This window comes from Legionella parisiensis, assembly GCF_001467945.1.
GTDB classification, from domain to species: Bacteria; Pseudomonadota; Gammaproteobacteria; order Legionellales; family Legionellaceae; genus Legionella; species Legionella parisiensis.
The window spans coordinates 197,326-217,691 of sequence record NZ_LNYQ01000013.1 but is presented as its reverse complement, the minus strand read 5'-3'; the positions used below and the strand labels follow the sequence as shown (position 1 = coordinate 217,691).

Below are 20,366 nucleotides of genomic sequence, written 5' to 3'. Positions count from 1 at the left end.
GCTACGTTGATATTTGAGAATCAAACATTTCGGACTGCTCAAGCGGGTGCAAAGTAAGACCTCCCCCAATTTTTCAAGAAATTGATTATCGGATACGGTATTAAACGTCCAGTTTGGTAAAAATCAAATCCCAAACCCCATGCCCTAAACGTTCCCCACGTTGTTCAAATTTAGTAAGAGGCCGCGATAAAGGTCTGGGTGAATACCCTCCTTCTTTTTGTGTATTCTGGAGCGTCATCTCTGTAGATAAAACTTCTAACATGTGTTCCGCATAATCTTGCCAATCGGTTGCGCAATGGATAAACCCGCCCGGTTTAATTTTTTTTGTCAATAATTGAATAAATTCTTTTTGAATCAAGCGTCTTTTATGATGACGTTTCTTATGCCAAGGATCCGGGAAAAAAATTTGTACCCCAGCAAGCGAGTTATCCAACAATTTAGTACGAAATACTTCAACTGCATCATGAGCTACAATACGCACATTTAATAACTTATATTCATGTAAATCGGCAGCCAAGCTCCCTACCCCAGCCTGATGCACTTCTATGCCTATATAATTGAGTTCAGGATTATTTTTAGCCATAGCCAACAGCGATGCACCCATCCCAAAACCTATTTCAATCACTGTATCTGCAGTGCGGCCAAACTCTTTTGACAAATTCCATGGCGTTCCATCTACAGTAAGTTCATAATTTTTAAGCCAAAAATCTAACCCCTGACGCTGTCGATTGCTCACACGACCAGCACGTAAGACATAACTTTTTATCTTCCGCTGCATAAATCACACTCATATTTTGTTAAAGTCGGAATTATATGTCCTTACAAAAATCTTGCAACTAATGCATTTTTTTGATATAAAACCGCTCTTGTATTTCACATCCGGCTATTTGCCCAGAATTTTACAAAGGCCAATACGGTTTGTTTTTATTTCGCTAGCTGAGTCAGTTGGCCGCGAAAAGAAACAGAACCTAAATTAAAACCTATTTTGGAGTAACACAATGTCTAGAGTATGTCAGGTAACTGGCAAGCGACCCATGACTGGTCATAAAGTGTCGCACGCTAACAACAAAACCAAAAGACGCTTTCTGCCGAACATTCAGAATCACAGCTTCTGGGTTGAAGAAGAGAAAAGATTTGTCACATTAAAACTCAGTACCAAAGGTATGCGAATTGTAGACAAGTTAGGTATAAAAGCAGTTCTGGATAACATCAGAGCTAAAGGCGAAAAAGTATAACTAAGGGGATAAACCATGGCAGCCGTCACTATTAAAGTGAAAATGGAATCCACAGCGGGAACTGGATACTATAAAACTACAACTAAAAACCCAAGAAATCATCCTGAAAAGATGGAGCTTATGATGTACGATCCTAAAGTACGTAAGCATGTTCTTTTCAAAGAGAAAAAAGTAAAATAATTATTCAAGCCTCATACTGATGGGGCTTTTCCCCTTATTTTCAAGAGTCATCTCGTTCCCCTTCCAAAAGCTAAAAAATATAGCTGCATGCATAAGCACCTTAACTGCAGACAAGTTTACTCTAGTAAAATGAAATTTTATGAGTTAGCAATAAACACTTTGACTTTATCTTCTTCGAGCACTCTAAAAAGAACAATTCTTGTGGTACAAGTTTTTCAAGGATTCCTAAATTAACGCCGGTAGATACTGGATAATCCTTACGAATCGTTTACACTGATAGTAAATAGCAATGAATAAATACAAAGAGGATTTGCATGAAACCATCATTGCAACTAAGCATTGGCCAGCATTTGTCGCTGACGCCACAGTTACAGCAAGCAATAAGACTGTTGCAATTATCAACAATTGATTTACAGCAAGAAATTCAACTTATTGTTGAATCAAATCCAATGCTTGAAGCAACTCCAAATGAAGATAAAGAAGAGTTTGGACCCAATCAAACAAAGCAGCAAAATAATGATGAACCTTATGATTTTCAATGGTCAGAACTGTATCAAAGCCCAAATAAACGCACCTCTTTTGAGGATAATGACTATAATTTTGATAATTTGCATTGCACAACAACTAATTTAAAAGACCATCTAAGATGGCAACTTGAACTTTCCCCCATGAGTGATGTAGATAGAGTAATAGCAACCACTATTATAGATGCAGTGAATAGCGATGGCTTCCTAACCATGAGTATCGCTGAATTGCATGCGAGTCTTACAAGTGATGAACATCCAATCGATTTAGATGAAATAAATGCAGTGCGACATCGCTTGCAACTATTTGACCCTGTAGGCTGTGCCACCACAGGCCTCGCAGAAACACTGCTTGTACAACTCGAGCAGCTTTCGTTGGATGTAAAACATTTGGCATTGACCAAAAAGATTATTAACGAAGACATTGAATTACTTGCCCAGCATAATTATAAACAATTAATGAAAAATCATCAGATTACGGAAAAAACAGTTAATGAAGTATTAAAGACAATTCAAGGGTTAAACCCCAGGCCTGGTAACTTAATTCATGAAGACATTACAGAGTACATTATACCTGATTTAACTGTAAAAAAAGTCAATAATAAATGGAGGGTTCAACTGAATCAAAGTGTACTTCCCCATTTAAGTATTAACAGCCAATATGCGTCATTGATTCAACGCGCAGATAATAGCGCAGACAATCAGTTCTTGAAAAATAACCTGCAAGAGGCACGTTGGTTTTTAAAGAGCATTCAAAGCCGCCAGGAAACTCTACTTAAAGTAGCGGCATGCATCATGGAATACCAGCAAGGATTTCTAGAATATGGTGAAGAAGCAATGAAACCATTAATTCTCAATGATGTTGCTTCTGCTCTAGATATGCATGAATCAACTATATCCCGCGTCACCACACAAAAGTTTATCCATACCCCTCGGGGTGTATTTGAGCTGAAGTACTTCTTTTCAAGTCATGTTAATACAAATGCTGGAGATGAATGCTCCTCTACAGCTATACGTGCTGTAATAAAAAAATTAATTTCCGCAGAGAATAGAAAAAAACCATTAAGTGACAGTAAAATTACCCAATTATTGGAAGAACAGGGTATTAAAGTAGCAAGACGAACCGTAGCAAAATATCGTGAGGCAATGGGAATTGCCCCATCCAATGAAAGAAAAACAATTTGTAATTAATTTAGTGTTTGTTGACAATTCGCTAGATTGAGACAAAATGGGGGAATTTTAGAGCGCTGATGAAATATGGAATATCAGAGCACATAAAATTGCACTATTTTATTCAGATAGTAGAATTAGCAAGCAGACCCTTATGTAATTAGGAGACTTTTATGCAAATTAACATCACTGGACATCATATTGATGTTACTCCTGCCCTCAGAGCATTTACCGAAGAAAAACTCGATAAGCTGGAGCGTCACTTTGATCAAATCAAATCCATTAACGTGGTATTGAATGTAGAAAAATTACGTCAAATTGCTGAAGCAACCATTCATGTAACTAAGGGTGAACTGCATGCAAGCTCAGAATCTGAAGACTTGTATGCTGCAATTGATACGTTGATTGATAAATTGGAGCGTCAACTCACCAAACATAAAGAGAAAAACCATAAGCATCATGATTAAAGAATAATCGCTTGCACTAGTTTTTACAGACAGCAAAGTGAAACCCTGGCTACCCGGGCTCCACTTTGCTGAGCTTAGCTACACATATTATCTATTTCATGATACATTTGCAGCGCTATGATTAAAACTAAAATTAAAATAATTAATAAATTGGGCTTACATGCACGTGCTTCAGCGAAGTTTGTTTCTACTGCCGCAAAATTCCAAAGCCAAATTGATGTAACCAGTAATTCAAAAACCGTTAATGGGAAAAGCATTATGGGTGTAATGATGCTTGCGGCCAATAAAGGGAGTGAGCTCATTATGGAAATAGATGGTCCTGATGAAGTACAAATGAATGAAGCGCTAACTCAATTGATTAATAATTATTTTGGTGAAGGTGAATAAAATAAAACGCCATGGACGTCCCATTCCGGGTTTTATCCAATAAATTAAACATCTTCTGGGAGTTTTGGCTCCCTCTCTCTATGCAGTAGAACCTATATAACACGAAGAAATGGTTTACGATAATCCCCAGCGAGATCAATCACGAGCCATAAAAAATTTAAATAGGTATCTAGCGACCCATGATTTACCCGTACGCACGAATCCTGATGGAGTTCGTTTGGGATTTACGAACTTATATGTGAAATATGTGATCGAAGGGTGTGAAAAAGAGTACCTCAAAATGCTTGATCATATAGCTAACTTATAACGTGGTTACACCACACAACGATAAAGTAAATCTCTTTGTAGGGGAGGTCATCCTTGCGTTCAAACCTGAGTTATTTGATTTATCACTGAAACAAAGAGACGGGGTTGGAAACTTACAGGTTAATAATGTTCGGTATTCGGCAATGCGAACTAAACTTGGTTCCTCTAGTACCAGTATGAATGCGAATGAATCTGCTATCAGCCAAGGCAGTAAGTGTGGTTTAAGCAATACTTGCTGTGTAAAAATTATGCTAAATACTTTGAATAAAGCAGGTACACCATTAGATGAACTTCAACTCCTTTATTGTACTCAACTCGCAATTAAAACAAATCAACTGACACTGGATAGTCAAAAGGAACTTTTTCGTTCAATCCAGCTAAGCAAAAAAGAACCTGACCAAACTTATCCATCCTTTTTATATGCGCTATCAATTTCCGTGCGAGAACAATACAGTTTAAATGGATTCAGATACTGGCTACGCCCTTGTTTTCTATTCCATGTAACCTTGGAATTAAAAAGTATTTTTCTCTTACTGCATTAAGTTTTTGGAAGCTATGATGAGTTTCATTTCTCAGAATGCTTTCTTTGCTTCCTCACTTTGTGCAAAGCAAATAAAGTCATAACCAGTCCCGATAATGCATAAGCAGTAAAAGCTACAAATATAACCACTGAAGGATTCGCTGCAATAGCTACAAATAAAATAATCATTACCAAGACATAGAGGAATGGTACTTTGCCCTTAAAATCTACTTCTTTAAAACTGTAATAGCGAAAGTTAGAAACCATTAAACCTGAAGTGGTTAATGACAAGACTGCCGTTAATAAAGCAACAAACATATTCTGCCATTCATTTTGATAGCATAGCCAAGCAAAAGAAGCTATTACTGCAGCAGACGATGGACAAGGCAATCCTTGAAAGTATCGCTTATCTGCTGTTTCGATCTGGGTATTAAAACGGGCTAAGCGCAAAGCAACCGCAGCTGTATAAACAAAAGCGACCAGCCATCCTACTTTCCCTAACTGACTTAAAATTAAGTTATATACCAGTAATGAAGGTGCAACACCAAAGGTGACCATGTCGGATAAACTATCATATTCAGCACCAAACTCAGTCTGTGTATGAGTTAACCGTGCAATTCGCCCATCCAGCCCATCAGCAATCATACCAATAAATATAGCGATGATGGAGGCTTCAAATTGACCTTTCATCGATGCCACAAGGGAATAAAATGCGGCAAATAAACTGGCCGTTGTAAACAAGTTAGGCAATAAATAAATACCAGAATGACTTTCTTTTTCCATTCCTCAATAACCTTTAAAAAAATGCATAATACAATATGTTGACATAATAGGGATAAAAATTACTTTTGAAAACCAAATTTAACACAAATTTATTTTTGTAAAATGAATAAATTTAAGTACAGCACTCATAATATGATGGTATAATTAACACACTGTATTTATATTACATAAAAGATATGGCAGCATCTGAAAAAAAAACCATCATCATAGAAGGAATAACTTCTCAAGGAAAAACCTTTCGCCCCAGTGACTGGGCAGAGCGTATGAGTGGCTCATTGGCAAGCTTTAAAAACAGTCGTATTCATTATTCTCCACTATTAAGGCCAAGTGTAAATAGTGAGGGCTACCAATGTATTTTACTTGATCCAAAGCTTAAAGAATCAAGTCCGTTACTGTATCAGTCCATTATTGATTTCGCTAAGGCCAATAATCTCAGAATCTGTGGAGAGGAAAATCAAGGGAAAAGCAGTTAGTACCCTTGGCTCGTTTTAATTGCCATAGTCCAATTTGCCATACTACCCATGATATAATTCAGCATTGCTATAGTATTATCAAAGTTCATCGCCAGTACTCCAGCGATTATAAATATCAACCCTTTAGGTCCATGCTGAGTCCCCGGTTGACTGGCATGTGCAACCAACACACTCCCGCGCACAAACCATAATATCCCTGCAGTTTGCACCACTAAACCCATGGAACTATAAATATTTGTCGAATTATAGGATGAATAGGTTAATACATTCCCTGCACCAAAAAACGTATTGGCCATAACATCCAATCCAGTAGGCAAATAAAGTAGCGCCGCCCCCATAAATAAATACATTATTGGACTAAACATCTTTTCTTGCGATGAAGATTGCGCTCTGTGATCGCCAATTTTTCTGAACTTGGAAATTGCAGTCCAAAAAAATAAAATGCCCAGAATATAAGCACCCCCAGTAATTAAATGCTGTATTGGGTACAAAGAATGGCTGAGATTGCCTATAATTGTAATAAGATCCGGTGTATTCATAATATAATTATATGCTGTTAAAACTTATATTGCATAATTTTTTGCTTATATTAAGCTTAGTTCAGAGTTATAATCTCTGATTTTTACAGTATAGTTGAATATTCATGCAAATAAACACATTTCCCATTACTTTAAAAGAATCATTTATGATTTCTCCTAAAGTAAAACACTTCATTTTTACTTGTGAAGTAACTCCACATTTTAATTATTTACCTGGTCAATTTATTACCATTCATTTTGAACATCAAGGTAAAATATTAAAACGTAGTTATAGTATAGCCAATCCGCCAAAACAAGATAATCAAATTGAGCTCGCAGCGGGCTATTTTGAAAATGGGCCAGGTACTGAATTGCTTTATAATTTAAAATCTGGTGATATTATTCAGGTCAGTGGCCCATATGGCCGATTGGTTATCAGAGATGAAATAATACCCCGTCGATTTATCCTGGTCGCTACCAGTACAGGAATTACCCCATATCGATCGATGCTTCAAGAACTAGGTGTACTTATGGAGCAACATTCATCGCTCGAGGTAGTCATATTACAAGGAGTTCAACGGCGAGAAGAAATTCTCTATGCCAATGAGTTCCAATCATTTTCTCAAAAATACCCTAAGGTCACGTTCAGGCCTTATTTAAGCAGACAACCCGTACATGAATTAAATGAAAATGAGTACAGTGGCTATGTACAACATGCCTTTCCTACATTAAATCTAAATCCTCAGCACGACGTTATTTATTTATGTGGAAATCCCGGTATGATTGACGAAGCTTTTAACTCTTTAAAAGAACAGGGTTTTGCCATGCAACACATTATTCGCGAAAAATATATATCTAGATAACGTAAAACAATCAGGAGCAAATACAATATGAGTTATGATGAATTATCCAATACTATGGGGCTAATGCTGCAAAAGGGCAAAGGTATTTTAGCCGCAGATGAAAGCAATTCAACAATAGGTAAGCGATTTACCTCCATTAATATTGAAAATACCGAAGAAAATCGCAGAGATTATAGATTACTGCTCGCTACGACTACTGATTTAGAACAATATATCAACGGGGTTATTTTATTTGAAGAAACCTTTAGTCAAACTGATGAGCATGGAACTCCTATCGCTAAATTATTTGCTGATAAGGGCATCGTTCCTGGAATTAAAGTAGATAAAGGATTAATTCATCTTGCCAATACTGAAAATGAACAAGTAACTCAAGGCCTGGATGGATTAGCTGAGCGTTTACAGCACTTTAAAAAATTAGGTGCAAAATTTGCCAAGTGGCGCAATGTTTACTCAATTTCTGAATTTACTCCCAGTTTAACCGCAGTTAAGACAGGTGCAGAAAATCTGGCACGTTATGCTGCAGCGTGCCAAGAAGCAGGGATTGTTCCTATTGTTGAACCCGAAGTGCTCATGGATGGAGATCACTCTATTGAACATTGCGCAGAAGTAAGTGAAATTGTGCTGCACGAACTATTCCATGCCTTATTTATTCATCAAATTGAACTAGAACATATTATTTTAAAACCTAGTATGGTTACTTGTGGTAAAGTACATAGCCCTTTCAGTGAGCCTGATGAAATTGCTGACTATACAATTAGTGTATTCCGTAATAACGTACCTGCTGCAGTACCAACCATTAATTTCCTCTCTGGTGGCCAAACGCCGCAACAGGCTACAGCAAATTTAAATGCAATAAATAGTATCGACCATCAACCTTGGTTACTAAGCTTTTCTTTCGGTAGAGCATTACAGGAAGATTGTTTAGCTGCCTGGGGTGGAAATAAAGCAAATATCGCCAAAGCTCAAGAAGCTTTATTAAAACGTGCCCGCTTGAATAGCTTAGCTTGTATGGGCGAATACAACAGCAATATGGAATAATTAATACCATTGGGGAGCGGTTTTTACTGAAACAAGCCAATCCCCATATAAAACTGTAACCTCTGCATCTTCATACATCCTAAAAAGACTCATACTACAATTTTATTATAATAAGCAAAATACTAAAGATGCTTAATTAATTCAAAACGAGCATAAAGCGGCAAATGGTCAGAAAGCATTCGCCAAGGCTTACCGTGTAAACATGCAACTTCTTGCACTTTCATGCCCCGAAAATAGACACGATCAATACAAAGTGCGGGCCTTATAGCAGGGAATGAGCGCGCATGCTGTCCTTCCACTGAAACAAAAGCCTCTTCGATATTTAAGTTCTCAGCCAGGGGCTTGGAAATAACAGTACGCCAATCATTGAAATCCCCCGCCATTAATAGCGGCTCATCTTGTGGAACTACATCTTTTATGCGTTGCATTAAAGCATTACATTGTACCATTCGCTCTGTTTTAAAAAGGCCCAAATGTACACATAACAAATGGATGGTGACATTATCCAGTTTCAATTGTGCATGCAATATTCCCCGAGAGGCTCTGCGTATGTTTGCAAGATTAATATTTTCAAATCGCTCAAAAGCATATTTGCTTAAAATTGCATTGCCATGATGTCCCGATTCATATACGGCATTTTTTGCATAAACATAATGAGGCCATATATTTTCAGCAATATACTCAAATTGTGGAGAGTCAGGCCAAGCATTGATCCGTTTTTGTCGTTTTCTATGTTCGCCTTGTACTTCTTGTAAAAAAACAAAATCAGGGGTTAAGCTGGTAATTGCATCGCGCATTTTAGGAAGCAAGAAACGAACAGCGCCGCCTACACCAAACCCTTTATGAATATTGTAAGTTATTAATGAAACGCTTTGTACTTCTTGTTGCATAGTTTACTCTTTTCAAGTGATTGTATTAAGCATAACACTAAATGTCATAAAAAAATTGCACTATCCTCGCGCTGTAGATCGTCCCCAAACTGGTGGAAATAGTAATTGTAATCGTTGCAATGATAAGGAAAAAATCATTTTTCATTTTTATAATGAATTATAGCCCTCCTGTTTACAGTAGGGCTATAATGATTATTTATAAATAATAAAAAAATAGTAAAAAAATGAAACCATTCAATCTCATCATTCCAGGCTTTTCTATAGCCTGTACCACTTGGGGAAACCCTGATAAACCGGCAATCCTTGCACTGCACGGTTGGTTAGATAATGCAAACAGTTTTGCTCCTCTTGCTTCATACTTAGAGAATGATTTTTATTTAATAGCAGTTGATTTGCCTGGGCATGGTCATTCATCGCATCTTCCAGAGGGATGTCATTACCATTTTTTTGATGGTATTTTTCTTGTTATTGAAATAATCAATGCATTAAAACTTGATAAAGTCCATCTATTAGGGCACTCCATGGGAGCTTGCCTGGCAAGTTTGGTTGGAGGCGTAGTCCCCGAACGGTTTATCTCTCTAAGCCTGATTGAGGGGTTAGGACCATTTTCTCATCCTGCGGAAAGTGCATGCCAACAACTAAGGGAGTTTACACATTTTCTTACTAAAAAAAGCAAAAAATCTAAGGGTTATGACAGCATAAATAGTGCGGCTCTTGCACGTGCCTTTAAAGGATATGTTTCTTTAGACATTGCAAAAACTCTCTGTGAGCGGAGCTTGGTAGAAAAACAAGGTCGATTTTATTGGCGGCATGATCAACGCTTACTTGTCCGCTCACCTTTACGGCTGACAGAAACCCAAATACTCTCTTGTTTGCAAGAAATTACTGCAAAAACTTATTTACTTTTATCCAGCAGAGGATTTTCTTTTGATCATGAAATGATGAATGATCGGATTAAAGCGGTGAAAACACTGACACTCAAAAAAATGGATGGAGGACATCATATTCATATGGAACAGCCAGAAGTTATAAGTAAACTTCTGGCTGAATTCATTACCAATTCAATGAATTAGGCACAACCATCCATATTGGTAATAATTTTAACTTCATTTAATGACTTTTTAACATCACATACAGCAGTGGAAGGATACTTTTCATGGTTCGGATCACCTGCGATTAGATCATTAATTGCACTCACCAAACCTTCTCCCCCCTCGTCAAAATCTGAATAAGGTGTCCAATAATCCATATTGGCTTTAACCATCACATCAAAAGCTGAGCGGGTATTCCAATTAGGTTTATTGGCCAGAATGTAGAATAAATGGTTGTAAACTCCGCTTGAATAATGAACATCTAGACCACCATAATATTCATCAGCAGTATCAATAGACTCACCATCACGACTTGGTTTATCCATATAACGCAATGCTTCCCAACCGCTGTCCTCCTTCATGATCTCGCCACCAATTTGCCAAGTGCTTTTATTCACAGAATAATACTCAGCTGCCTGGGCTGCCATGTCAGAAAAAGCCTCATTCATGCCACCAGATTGGCCATAATATTCAAGATTAGAATGTTGCTCTGTAAAACCGTGGCTGATTTCATGGGCACCTACTCCAAGAGAGACTAGGGGATACATCATGGTATCACCATCACCAAAAGTCATCTTCTGACCGTCCCAATATGCATTTTCATAACCATCACCATAATGAACTCGCATGACTAACTGCATAGGGGAACCATCAGGGTTACTCAGCGCGTTAGTATCATACCAATCCTTATACATGTGTCTAATTACATGACCAGCATATAATGCATCATTGGTTGGAGAGGCGGCCCCATTAGATCTGTCATAACCATCGCCTTTATAACCAGTTAGGTACACAGTCGAGTCATTGGTTGGACAATTAAACTTCATTGCTTTATTTCTTGAACTATATCTATGATCCATGTCAATTACTTTGACATCGGTATTCTCCATAAAGCAAACTTCATTGCTTCCATCACGAGTTAAATCAAGGTAAGGCAAATCTGCTCCGAATCGGTAGAAACCTGTTTTATTATTTCCGCCAAAACCAGCTCCACTCACTGAATCTCTTTTTGTTTTTATATCGTTCCATTGTACAAAAGGTTTATTGGTTTTTGCGTCAATTATCGCGGTTGGACGCTCTGGAATTTGATCTCTATGAACAACAAGGACACTCACTTTATAAGCCCAGTGTGCTTTATGTTGAGCATCTATATAAACCATAGGTGTGACTTTTTCATCACTTACTTCTTTACCAGCATACTTCGCCTTAAATTGTTGCAGCGCCATATCAGCATTTGTTGCAAAAGAAGCTTCAGGTTGACCCAACTCAGTCTGTAGGCCTTGATAAATCACGCCATTCATCGCTACGTTTGACTGTGCTTTAGCTAATGACTTTGCTGTGTGCATGCTATGCATAATCGCATAACCGCCATAAACAGGAAATCCCACATATTGTTGCTGCATACGGACGTGAGTTACTTTATTACCATCAGTATGCTCACTTACAAAACGTAAACTGTCTTTAGCAACAGCGATTCCTTGTGTTGTCAACGCAAACTTTTGTTTTACTTGTTCAAGAGACGCCTTCTGTAAAGGCATAGGTTCTGCGGCTCTCGCAGAAGATGCTATTCCCAAAGCCAGAGCAACGGCTAAGGGAGATAAATAGTAATTATGATGCATGGACACCCTCTCCTTATGTGCAACTTAATCTAAATTGAAAGCAACTCATCTCTTGCCAAACCATTAATCCTTAAAATCAAGCCATAGGAATAACCTGATTGGTTTTAACAGTGAGTCACACCTGTGAACACAACCAATAACTCTAAAAACTTATCCAAGCTAGCATAGTTTTAGTATTTTTGAAATTATTATTTCATGCTGAGTAATGGCGATATAAAAAATTCTGAAATTAAAGAGACAGAAACTACTCTCCACCTCCAAAATGGTGTGACTCAAGAATAAAAAAACTGCTTTATTGGATTATTGATTCTTGATAATACCACGCAGCCAATGCACTTGAGCCGAGGACGAGTAATATTACAGCCAAGGGGAGTGGGCCTTGTACCTTAGTCATGGCGATAATACCACTTGTCAGCGCAGAAGTTAAATCTTGCATACTGACATATAATGCCGCCACTGTTCCTGCGATTTGTGGAAATGGGTGGAAAACTCCTGCAAAAGCGTTAATAAAAGTCAAACCTGCCCCTATACTGAATAATGCAATCGGAATCATGATTGATGGGACATTTATTATTCCTGAAAGCGCAAAACTGAGCATGCTCCCACCTCCGCCAATCATCAACAGAACGCCCATAAATAACATATAGGATACCCCTTTAGACATGACTAATTGACTGTTAATTATTCCACTAAGGCAAATAGCACTAGCAATAAAAATTGATAATTGGCCATATTCCAAAGGGCTTAATCCCAAAACATTTTGAAACAAAAAAGGTGCGATAGTAAGATAAGCAATTAAACCAGCACATGCAAAACATGCACATAGAGTGTAACCTAAAAAAACTTTAGATTTTAATAAAACATAATAATTCCGCAGTATAACCCTTATTTTAGTTGCTTCAGGATTAAGATTCTTATTGGTTTCAGGCAAAACCAAGAGAATAAATACCCAAAATGCAAACCCTACAATAAAAATAAATAAAAAATTCGCTCTCCATCCAAAATGCTCTTGAATGAACCCACCCCAAATGGGTGAAGCAATCAGAAGTAACGTACTTGCCATACCCACATAAGAGCCAATTTTTGATAAATATTTGTCAGTAAAAAGATCTCGAATCAGAGAACGTCCGACCGAACTGCACGAACCAATGCCAAATCCTTGTATGAAACGTCCCAAAGTTAACACCATGACAGAACAGGAAAATAAACAGACAAGACAACCTATTACGCTGATTCCAATTCCATAAATCAATGGGCGTTTACGACCAATTTTATCGGACCATGGCCCAAAAAAAATATGAGAAAGCCCCAATCCAAACATGAAAAGAAATATAGTGAATTGGATTGATGATTCGTTACTCCTAAAGGCTTTAGTTATAGCAGGTAATGATGGAATATATTGATCAATAGAAATTTGCACCAATACCATCAGCATAAAAATAACACAATATAATACTGGTTGTACTTTTTGTACCACCTGCTGTTGCTCGAGCCTCTCCTGCATCAAAAATTCCTTTCTCGGAAAGTGTTGAATATAATGCTATTTTAGTCCTTGAAATGATTCCATCATGAATTAACCTAATAGTCTAGTTCTGCAATAAGGCCCAGCAATTTTTCACTCATATTGTATTACAAAAAATATAAAAAAGTGGGGATCATGCGGATATCCTCGGAGATATATAGACAACTTTAGGAAGATCAGGCAAAATCTGCCAAAATTGCTCGATACTAACTAAAACATGAAAAAAATTCTGGTTTTACATGGACCAAATTTGAACCTCCTGGGAACTCGAGAGCCTTCAATTTATGGAGCCACTACGTTAGATCATATCAACACTCGTTTAATTAAAGAGGCAACAAAGGCCGGATTTACATTAAGCTGTTATCAAAGCAATTCTGAGGCGGATTTGATCCATGCTATCCACCAAGCCAGTATCGACAAAGTAGATTATATAATTTTTAATCCTGCAGGATTTACACATACCAGTGTAGCATTAAGGGATGCCATATGTGCTGTTGCTATCCCGTTTGTTGAAGTACATATTAGTAACATTTATTCCCGCGAGCCTTTTCGCCACTATTCCTATTTTTCTGATATAGCAAAAGGAACAATCAGTGGCTTAGGGGCACAAGGGTATTCATTAGCATTAACATCAATTATTGAAAGAGAATCAAACAATGGACATTCGTAAAATTAGAAAATTAATCGAATTGCTGGAAGAAACTGGCATTTCTGAAATTGAAATTAAAGAGGGTGAGGAGTCACTTAGATTGAGCCGTCATAGCAGTGTGCCTGCAGCGGAATCTCCTCAGATTCACTATATCCCCACTCCCCCTACACCACGTCAGGAACCATATCCTGCTGCAAATAATACACCTGCTCACGCAATGGCTTCTTCGCACCAAGAAAGTAAGCCGGTTCCGACTGTTTCTGGCCACAAAATTCGTTCGCCTATGGTGGGTACCATGTACACTTCTCCATCACCTGAAAGCCCCCCTTTCGTGACTCTTGGTCAAACAGTCAAAGCCGGTGAAGTTTTATGTATTGTTGAAGCAATGAAAATGTTTAATGAAATTGAAGCGGATCGCGCCGGTAAAATAGTAGAAATACTCGTCGCTAATGGAGAGCCTGTTGAATATGATCAGGTCCTGTTTGTTATAGAATAGAGGGGGCATCCATGCTCAGTAAAATTGTTATTGCCAACAGAGGTGAAATCGCTCTTCGTATTTTACGTGCCTGTAAAGAACTTGGCATTCAAACAGTAGCCGTACATTCAGATGTAGATAAAGATTTATTGCATGTTCGTCTTGCTGATGAAACTGTATGTATAGGTCCTGCTCCAGCACAAAAAAGTTACCTTAATATCCCAGCGATTATTTCCGCTGCCGAAATTACTGATGCTGTAGCAATTCACCCTGGTTACGGATTTCTTTCTGAAAATGCTGATTTCGCGGAAGTAGTAGAAGAAAGCGGGTTTCGCTTTATCGGTCCCCGGGGAGACACCATTCGTCTTATGGGGGATAAAGTATCTGCCATCAACGCGATGAAAGCTGCCGGAGTTCCTTGTGTTCCTGGATCAGATGGTCCCTTATCCGATGACGATCGCTTAAACTTAGAAATTGCCCAAAGAATTGGCTATCCCGTTATCATTAAAGCTGCAGGTGGCGGCGGTGGGCGTGGTATGCGTGTTGTTCATGGTGAAGCAAGTTTGCTTAATGCTATAGCACTTACCCGTAGCGAAGCAAAAGCTGCATTTAATAACCCCATTGTTTACATGGAAAAATTCCTGGAAAATCCTCGTCATATTGAATTCCAAGTGCTTGGAGATGGGAAAGGCAAAGCCATTCATCTCGGTGAACGCGATTGCTCCATGCAAAGACGTCATCAAAAAGTAGTAGAAGAAGCACCCGCGCCAGGAATTAGTCCTGAACTGAGAAATAAAATTGGTGCTTCTGTAGTCAAAGCATGCCAAGATTTGCAATACCGCGGCGCAGGAACTTTTGAATTCTTATATCAGGATGGCTGTTTTTATTTTATTGAAATGAATACACGAATCCAGGTTGAACATCCCGTAACTGAAATGATCACTGGAATCGATTTAATTAAAGAACAAATCAAAATTGCGAGTGATATTCCGATGACGCTTACTCAAGAAGATATAAGACTACGTGGTCATTCAATTGAGTGCCGAATCAATGCAGAAGATGCCAAAACCTTCATGCCTTCACCAGGAATGATAAAGTTATTGCATCAACCCGGGGGACCAGGCATTCGCTTTGACTCCCATATTTACAGCAGTTATACAGTTCCACCTAATTATGATTCTATGATAGGCAAGCTGATTAGTTATGGCGAAACACGGGCTGAAGCCATCGCAAGAATGCGAAATGCGCTTGATGAAATCATCATAGATGGTATAAAAACCAACATTGAATTACATCAACGTATTTTCCATGATCAATCTTTTATAGCAGGTGGTACTAATATCCACTATCTGGAAAAAATGCTGAAGGGCTAATACTGTGTGGTTTCAATTAAAAATAGAACATTGTCCAAGCCAAGAAATAGAACAACTTAGTGAAGAGTTGGAGGAATTCGGTGCGCTGTCGATTATGCTCACCGACAAAAATGACAATCCTGTTCTTGAGCCTGAACCAGGAACAACACCATTATGGCCTGAAGTTGTTATTCAGGCTTTATTTTCAGAAGTTTTTCAGGCACAACATACACGTGATCACGTGTTACAAACATACCCCGGATTAACATGCTCCCTGGAGGTTCTGGAAGATAAGGATTGGGAAAGGGCTTGGATGGACGATTTTAAACCACAACGTTTTGGCCAACGCCTATGGATCTGTCCAACTTGGTCAGCTCCTCCTGACCCCGATGCTGTTAATCTCATGCTCGATCCTGGATTGGCCTTTGGTACCGGCACCCATCCTACGACTGCCTTATGTTTAACCTGGCTGGAACAGGCTAATTTAAAAAACAAATCGATTATTGATTATGGTTGTGGCTCAGGAATACTTTCTTTGGCAGCATTAAAATTAGGTGCTGTAGAAGTACATGCGGTAGATATTGACAAGCAAGCTCTGCAGGCCACTCAAAATAACGCTTTAGCAAATGAACTTGATGAACGCAGATTGTCAATTGATGTGCCCGAGGCATTACACAAACCAGTCGATTTGATTATCGCAAACATTTTGTTAGCACCATTAATTCTTCTGAAAGAACGCTTTCAGCAATTGTTAAATCCTAAAGGAATACTCATTGTCTCGGGCATCCTCGAAGAGCAAGCTCTTGAGCTTATTGAAACATACAGTTCAATATTCACTGATGTTTATCAGGAAAACCTTAATGGATGGTCATTATTGGCGTTTACACATAAGACAGAATAAATTGTCATAACTTAGTGCAGAATATATCCTGAGATTAGATTTCCTGGGGTTTTGCTTAACTGCACTCAGCCACATTAGTTAAGGAAATTATAATGGTCCAAGAAAATACGTTCTCTACTTTTAAACCTCAAAGAGCGCTGCTAAGTGTTTCCGATAAAAAAGGCATAGTTGAGCTAGGAAAAGTACTCCACCAAATGGGTGTTGAACTGATTGCCACAGGCAATACTGCTGCATTGCTGAAAGAAAATAAATTGCCTGTCACGGATGTGAGTGAATGTACGGGCTTTCCCGAGATGATGGATGGTAGAGTTAAAACACTACATCCAGCCATTCACGCAGGTTTACTGGCACGTAAAAAGAAGGATGAAAAAACACTAAAAGAACACTCCATTAAGTCCATCGATTTACTGGTAATTAATTTATACCCATTTGAACAAACCATTAGTAGGCCTGACTGCAATTTCAACGACGCAATAGAAAATATCGATATTGGCGGTCCGGCAATGATTCGCTCAGCGGCAAAAAATCATGCACATACTTATGTGGTGGTAAAACCAGACGATTACCCAGAACTTATTCACTATCTAAAAACTCAAAAAATTCCTTCTGACTGGGGATTCAGCTTAGCCAAAAAAGCCTTTGCCCATACCGCCGCTTATGATGCTGCAATCACGAATTATCTGACTGCATTGGATAAACAGTACATTCCCTGTGGTTTTCCAGAAGTTCTAACCTGTCAATTTAATAAAACAACTGATTTGCGTTATGGAGAGAATCCACATCAACAAGCCGCTTTTTATGTAGATAAAAATAGTTCATCTGGCTCTCTAGGTGCTGCACAATTGCTCCAAGGCAAGCAATTGTCTTATAACAATATTCTAGATGCTGATGCTGCTTTGGATTGCGTTAAATCATTTTCTTGTGACAAACCCACGTGTGTTATTGTCAAGCATGCTAATCCTTGCGGAATTGCTATCAGTGATTCTCCTCTAAATGCTTATCTTAAAGCATTCCAGTGTGATCCAAGTTCTGCCTACGGGGGGATTATTGCATTGAACCAAAAATTAGATGGCAATACAGCAAATGCAATTCTTGACAAACAATTTGTAGAAGTTATTGTAGCGCCTGAAGTCAGTAATGAAGCCAGAGAAACTCTTGCCAGTAAAGAAAATATTCGCGTCTTGATGACTGGAACTTGGAAGCCGGACGATGCATTTCGTTTGAATATGAAAAAAGTCGATGGAGGATTATTGGTACAAGAACATGACGCCCTTTCTCTAGGTAGCTATGAATTGAAAACCGTGACTCAGAAGAAACCAACCGAACAGCAAATGAATGATTTAATGTTTGCCTGGCTTGCCGTAAAACATGTGAAATCCAATGCAATTGTTTATGCTAAAGATGCAGCGACAATTGGTTTGGGAGGCGGCCAAACCAGTCGAGTTATGAGCGCTCGTATTGGTCTTTGGCAGGCAGAGCTCATGGGCTTGGATACGCATGGAGCAGTCATGGCTTCAGATGCATTTATTCCTTTTCCCGATACAGTAGAGATTGCTGCAAAAGCAGGTATCTCTGCGATTATTCAACCAGGGGGTTCAATCAGAGACCCACAAATTATCGCGTGTGCTGAAGAAAATGGAATAATTATGGTATTTACCGGAGTTCGCCACTTTAAGCATTAGGAAAAATCCGGGTAAAAATTTATTGTAGCCTGAGAGCAGCGAAGCTGAACCCGGGTTTGAGTGACCATCCAATTTCCCGGGCTCCGCTTCGCTGCACCCTGGCTACGCATATTATGGAGAAATAAACTGTGAATACTCTTGTAATTACAGGGATTAGCCGCGGGATAGGATTAGAAACAGCAAGAATCTTCTTAAAAAATGACTGGCTCGTTATTGGAACCTCAACGAATGGGCGAACTCCTTTAAAACACCAGAACTTAAAAATTCATCCACTTAATTTAATCGATTCAGAACAAATTAATCACTTTGCGAAACAATTACCTAAAATTGACGTGTTAATTAACAATGCCGCCGTACTCCTGGAAGATTGGCGGGAAGAGAAAATTAACATGAGCCAACTAAGAGATACATTCAATATCAATGTATTTGGAACGATTGAACTAACCGAACAATGCATCCCCAAGTTAAACCCCAATGCCCAAATCGTTAATATCTCTTCAGGATGGGGAACTTTCAGTTCCAATGACACTCCCTCGGTACCGCACTACAAAATGTCAAAGTCATGCTTGAACATGTATACCCTGCTTCTGGCAAAAAGATTATCTGGAATTACTGTCTCCAGTTTCGATCCAGGTTGGGTCAAAACAGATATGGGAACCAACAATGCGCCAAAACTCCCTTCCAAGACAGCACAGGAACTCTACGAGCTTATCAATAAGCAAAAAGAAAGTGGTTACTTTTGGCATGAAGGAGGGATTAGAGATTGGTAATTTTATTTTTATTTTCCAGCTTAAATCATATACATCCATTAAATAGATAATATTTCTTCAAAAAACACTTAATGGTTTCTTAATAATCTTATTGTATAATTTTAATTAAATGTAGTTTCAAATAAGAGTATTATTGTGACTGTTGCTAAAGTTGATTTTCGTTGTGCTTTATTAAACTACTTGCTTGATTCTTCCAGTAAAAATAAGAAAGAACTTAAAAGTGCAAGTTCCAAATTATATTTCGAGGCTGGGATGGAAGCGCAGCAACTGGCTCTGGGAAAAGCGTGCACATCTAATAAAAAAGCTATTGATATAGATAAAATAAATACACAAATAACAGCTTTTGTCGCTGCTGCAATTGAAAATATATACATCAATGAAAAAAAATTAGCCGCTCTTCAGAAAGTTCTTGAAGAGCTTCCAAAAGAAGAAGCTGTTTTTTGTACGGTATTAACAGATCTTACTGAAACATTAAAAGAACGAGTTGTAAACAATGATCGCTATAAGGTATTCGCTACTATTTACCCTATTGAACTAGATGGGCATCGAATAAAAAAAGATGACCCAGGTGCCAGTAGAGCTGCTCTAACTCTCAGTAGAAAGCTCCTGTCCATTACATCACGAATTCATACAAAAAATAATTTAGATCAAAACGATACTCAAGCTATTGCTCAAGCTTATGAAGACGCTAAAGGCCATGGTATTGAAAACCATCGTGGAGCTAAGGAAAAATTTTATAACTTTTGCCGGGCCTTAAGTTGCGTCTTTATTGTGCCTATTGCCTACTATGCATACAAGGGGTCAATATGGACGACAACAAAAACCAAAACCCAAGAAGATGTTGAAAACTCGGAAGATGCTGTTAATAAATTTCAAAAATCTTTTCAACAACAATAAAGCTTGCTAATCCTCAATAAAAAAACCAAAATATACTCCTGTTACATTTGTCTA

General features: G+C 38.3%; 23 protein-coding genes. 17 read left to right on the top strand and 6 right to left on the bottom strand.

Annotation, left to right across the window (positions count from 1 at the left end):
• Window positions 1–100 precede the first annotated feature (100 nt).
• Window positions 101–778: a tRNA (guanosine(46)-N7)-methyltransferase TrmB gene (gene trmB, locus Lpar_RS07045; RefSeq protein ID WP_058517279.1), complete on the bottom strand. Its 678-nt coding sequence runs from the start codon at window positions 776–778 to the stop codon at window positions 101–103.
• 220 nt (window positions 779–998) lie between these two features.
• Between trmB and rpmB the strand changes: the two genes are divergently transcribed.
• The 6 genes from rpmB to Lpar_RS07015 all read left to right on the top strand — a co-directional run bounded on the left by rpmB (window position 999) and on the right by Lpar_RS07015 (window position 4,811).
• Window positions 999–1,235: a 50S ribosomal protein L28 gene (gene rpmB, locus Lpar_RS07040; protein ID WP_058517278.1), complete on the top strand. Its 237-nt coding sequence runs from the start codon at window positions 999–1,001 to the stop codon at window positions 1,233–1,235.
• 15 nt (window positions 1,236–1,250) lie between these two features.
• The gene (rpmG, locus tag Lpar_RS07035; RefSeq protein WP_003635328.1) at window positions 1,251–1,415 is read left to right on the top strand and encodes a 50S ribosomal protein L33; all 165 of its coding nucleotides are present in this window, start codon (window positions 1,251–1,253) and stop codon (window positions 1,413–1,415) included.
• Between the two features lie 314 nt (window positions 1,416–1,729).
• Entirely contained in the window at window positions 1,730–3,130 is a 1,401-nt protein-coding gene (locus tag Lpar_RS07030) for an RNA polymerase factor sigma-54 (RefSeq protein ID WP_058517277.1), read from the top strand.
• A gap of 152 nt (window positions 3,131–3,282) precedes the next feature.
• Window positions 3,283–3,576, top strand: coding sequence for a ribosome hibernation promoting factor (gene hpf / locus Lpar_RS07025; RefSeq protein ID WP_058517276.1), 294 nt, complete (start codon window positions 3,283–3,285; stop codon window positions 3,574–3,576).
• Window positions 3,577–3,693: 117 nt separating this feature from the next.
• Entirely contained in the window at window positions 3,694–3,963 is a 270-nt protein-coding gene (locus Lpar_RS07020) for an HPr family phosphocarrier protein (protein WP_058517275.1), read from the top strand.
• A gap of 449 nt (window positions 3,964–4,412) precedes the next feature.
• A complete protein-coding gene (locus tag Lpar_RS07015; protein WP_147287699.1) occupies window positions 4,413–4,811 on the top strand; it encodes a hypothetical protein in 399 nt (132 codons plus the stop codon).
• A 23-nt stretch (window positions 4,812–4,834) separates the two neighbouring features.
• Here Lpar_RS07015 and pssA read toward each other — a convergent pair whose 3' ends face one another.
• On the bottom strand, window positions 4,835–5,572 hold the full coding sequence (gene pssA / locus Lpar_RS07010) for a CDP-diacylglycerol--serine O-phosphatidyltransferase (protein ID WP_058517273.1): 738 nt from the start codon (window positions 5,570–5,572) through the stop codon (window positions 4,835–4,837).
• A gap of 176 nt (window positions 5,573–5,748) precedes the next feature.
• Here pssA and Lpar_RS07005 point away from each other — a divergent pair, with 176 nt between their 5' ends.
• On the top strand, window positions 5,749–6,045 hold the full coding sequence (locus Lpar_RS07005; RefSeq protein WP_058517272.1) for a DUF3579 domain-containing protein: 297 nt from the start codon (window positions 5,749–5,751) through the stop codon (window positions 6,043–6,045).
• On the opposite strand, the gene Lpar_RS07000 is transcribed toward Lpar_RS07005, so the two are convergent.
• The gene (locus tag Lpar_RS07000) at window positions 6,042–6,584 is read right to left on the bottom strand and encodes a hypothetical protein (RefSeq protein WP_058517271.1); all 543 of its coding nucleotides are present in this window, start codon (window positions 6,582–6,584) and stop codon (window positions 6,042–6,044) included. The genes Lpar_RS07005 and Lpar_RS07000 overlap by 4 nt on opposite strands.
• Window positions 6,585–6,688: 104 nt before the next feature.
• Here Lpar_RS07000 and Lpar_RS06995 point away from each other — a divergent pair, with 104 nt between their 5' ends.
• Together Lpar_RS06995 and Lpar_RS06990 are read left to right on the top strand one after the other, a co-directional pair.
• The gene (locus tag Lpar_RS06995) at window positions 6,689–7,426 is read left to right on the top strand and encodes a ferredoxin--NADP reductase (RefSeq protein ID WP_058517270.1); all 738 of its coding nucleotides are present in this window, start codon (window positions 6,689–6,691) and stop codon (window positions 7,424–7,426) included.
• Between the two features lie 27 nt (window positions 7,427–7,453).
• Window positions 7,454–8,464: a class I fructose-bisphosphate aldolase gene (locus Lpar_RS06990; protein ID WP_058517269.1), complete on the top strand. Its 1,011-nt coding sequence runs from the start codon at window positions 7,454–7,456 to the stop codon at window positions 8,462–8,464.
• Window positions 8,465–8,586: 122 nt separating this feature from the next.
• On the opposite strand, the gene Lpar_RS06985 is transcribed toward Lpar_RS06990, so the two are convergent.
• Window positions 8,587–9,354, bottom strand: coding sequence for an endonuclease/exonuclease/phosphatase family protein (locus Lpar_RS06985; RefSeq protein WP_058517268.1), 768 nt, complete (start codon window positions 9,352–9,354; stop codon window positions 8,587–8,589).
• Between the two features lie 224 nt (window positions 9,355–9,578).
• Here Lpar_RS06985 and Lpar_RS06980 point away from each other — a divergent pair, with 224 nt between their 5' ends.
• The gene (locus Lpar_RS06980) at window positions 9,579–10,427 is read left to right on the top strand and encodes an alpha/beta fold hydrolase (protein WP_058517267.1); all 849 of its coding nucleotides are present in this window, start codon (window positions 9,579–9,581) and stop codon (window positions 10,425–10,427) included.
• Here the strand turns inward: Lpar_RS06980 and proA are convergent.
• Both proA and Lpar_RS06970 read right to left on the bottom strand, forming a co-directional pair.
• On the bottom strand, window positions 10,424–12,064 hold the full coding sequence (gene proA / locus Lpar_RS06975; RefSeq protein WP_058517266.1) for a zinc metalloprotease ProA: 1,641 nt from the start codon (window positions 12,062–12,064) through the stop codon (window positions 10,424–10,426). The genes Lpar_RS06980 and proA overlap by 4 nt on opposite strands.
• A 292-nt stretch (window positions 12,065–12,356) precedes the next feature.
• Complete coding sequence (locus Lpar_RS06970) at window positions 12,357–13,568, bottom strand: multidrug effflux MFS transporter (RefSeq protein WP_058517265.1); 1,212 nt, start codon at window positions 13,566–13,568, stop codon at window positions 12,357–12,359.
• Window positions 13,569–13,803: 235 nt separating this feature from the next.
• Between Lpar_RS06970 and aroQ the strand changes: the two genes are divergently transcribed.
• From aroQ to Lpar_RS06935, 7 genes are all read left to right on the top strand, one after another.
• Window positions 13,804–14,256: a type II 3-dehydroquinate dehydratase gene (gene aroQ, locus Lpar_RS06965; RefSeq protein ID WP_058517264.1), complete on the top strand. Its 453-nt coding sequence runs from the start codon at window positions 13,804–13,806 to the stop codon at window positions 14,254–14,256.
• Window positions 14,243–14,731, top strand: a complete 489-nt coding sequence (gene accB / locus Lpar_RS06960; RefSeq protein WP_058517263.1) for an acetyl-CoA carboxylase biotin carboxyl carrier protein — start codon at window positions 14,243–14,245, stop codon at window positions 14,729–14,731. Before aroQ ends, accB begins: the two co-directional genes overlap by 14 nt.
• Window positions 14,732–14,742: 11 nt before the next feature.
• Window positions 14,743–16,083 carry an acetyl-CoA carboxylase biotin carboxylase subunit gene (gene accC, locus Lpar_RS06955; protein ID WP_058517262.1) on the top strand — a complete coding sequence of 447 codons (1,341 nt, stop codon included), beginning with the start codon at window positions 14,743–14,745 and terminating at the stop codon, window positions 16,081–16,083.
• Between the two features lie 4 nt (window positions 16,084–16,087).
• On the top strand, window positions 16,088–16,963 hold the full coding sequence (gene prmA / locus Lpar_RS06950; RefSeq protein WP_058517261.1) for a 50S ribosomal protein L11 methyltransferase: 876 nt from the start codon (window positions 16,088–16,090) through the stop codon (window positions 16,961–16,963).
• Window positions 16,964–17,055: 92 nt separating this feature from the next.
• Window positions 17,056–18,645: a bifunctional phosphoribosylaminoimidazolecarboxamide formyltransferase/IMP cyclohydrolase gene (gene purH / locus Lpar_RS06945; protein ID WP_058517260.1), complete on the top strand. Its 1,590-nt coding sequence runs from the start codon at window positions 17,056–17,058 to the stop codon at window positions 18,643–18,645.
• A gap of 128 nt (window positions 18,646–18,773) precedes the next feature.
• Window positions 18,774–19,415, top strand: coding sequence for an SDR family NAD(P)-dependent oxidoreductase (locus tag Lpar_RS06940; protein WP_058517259.1), 642 nt, complete (start codon window positions 18,774–18,776; stop codon window positions 19,413–19,415).
• 135 nt (window positions 19,416–19,550) lie between these two features.
• Window positions 19,551–20,312 (top strand): hypothetical protein, encoded by a 762-nt coding sequence (locus tag Lpar_RS06935; RefSeq protein ID WP_058517258.1) that lies wholly within the window; start codon window positions 19,551–19,553, stop codon window positions 20,310–20,312.
• Window positions 20,313–20,366 lie beyond the last annotated feature (54 nt).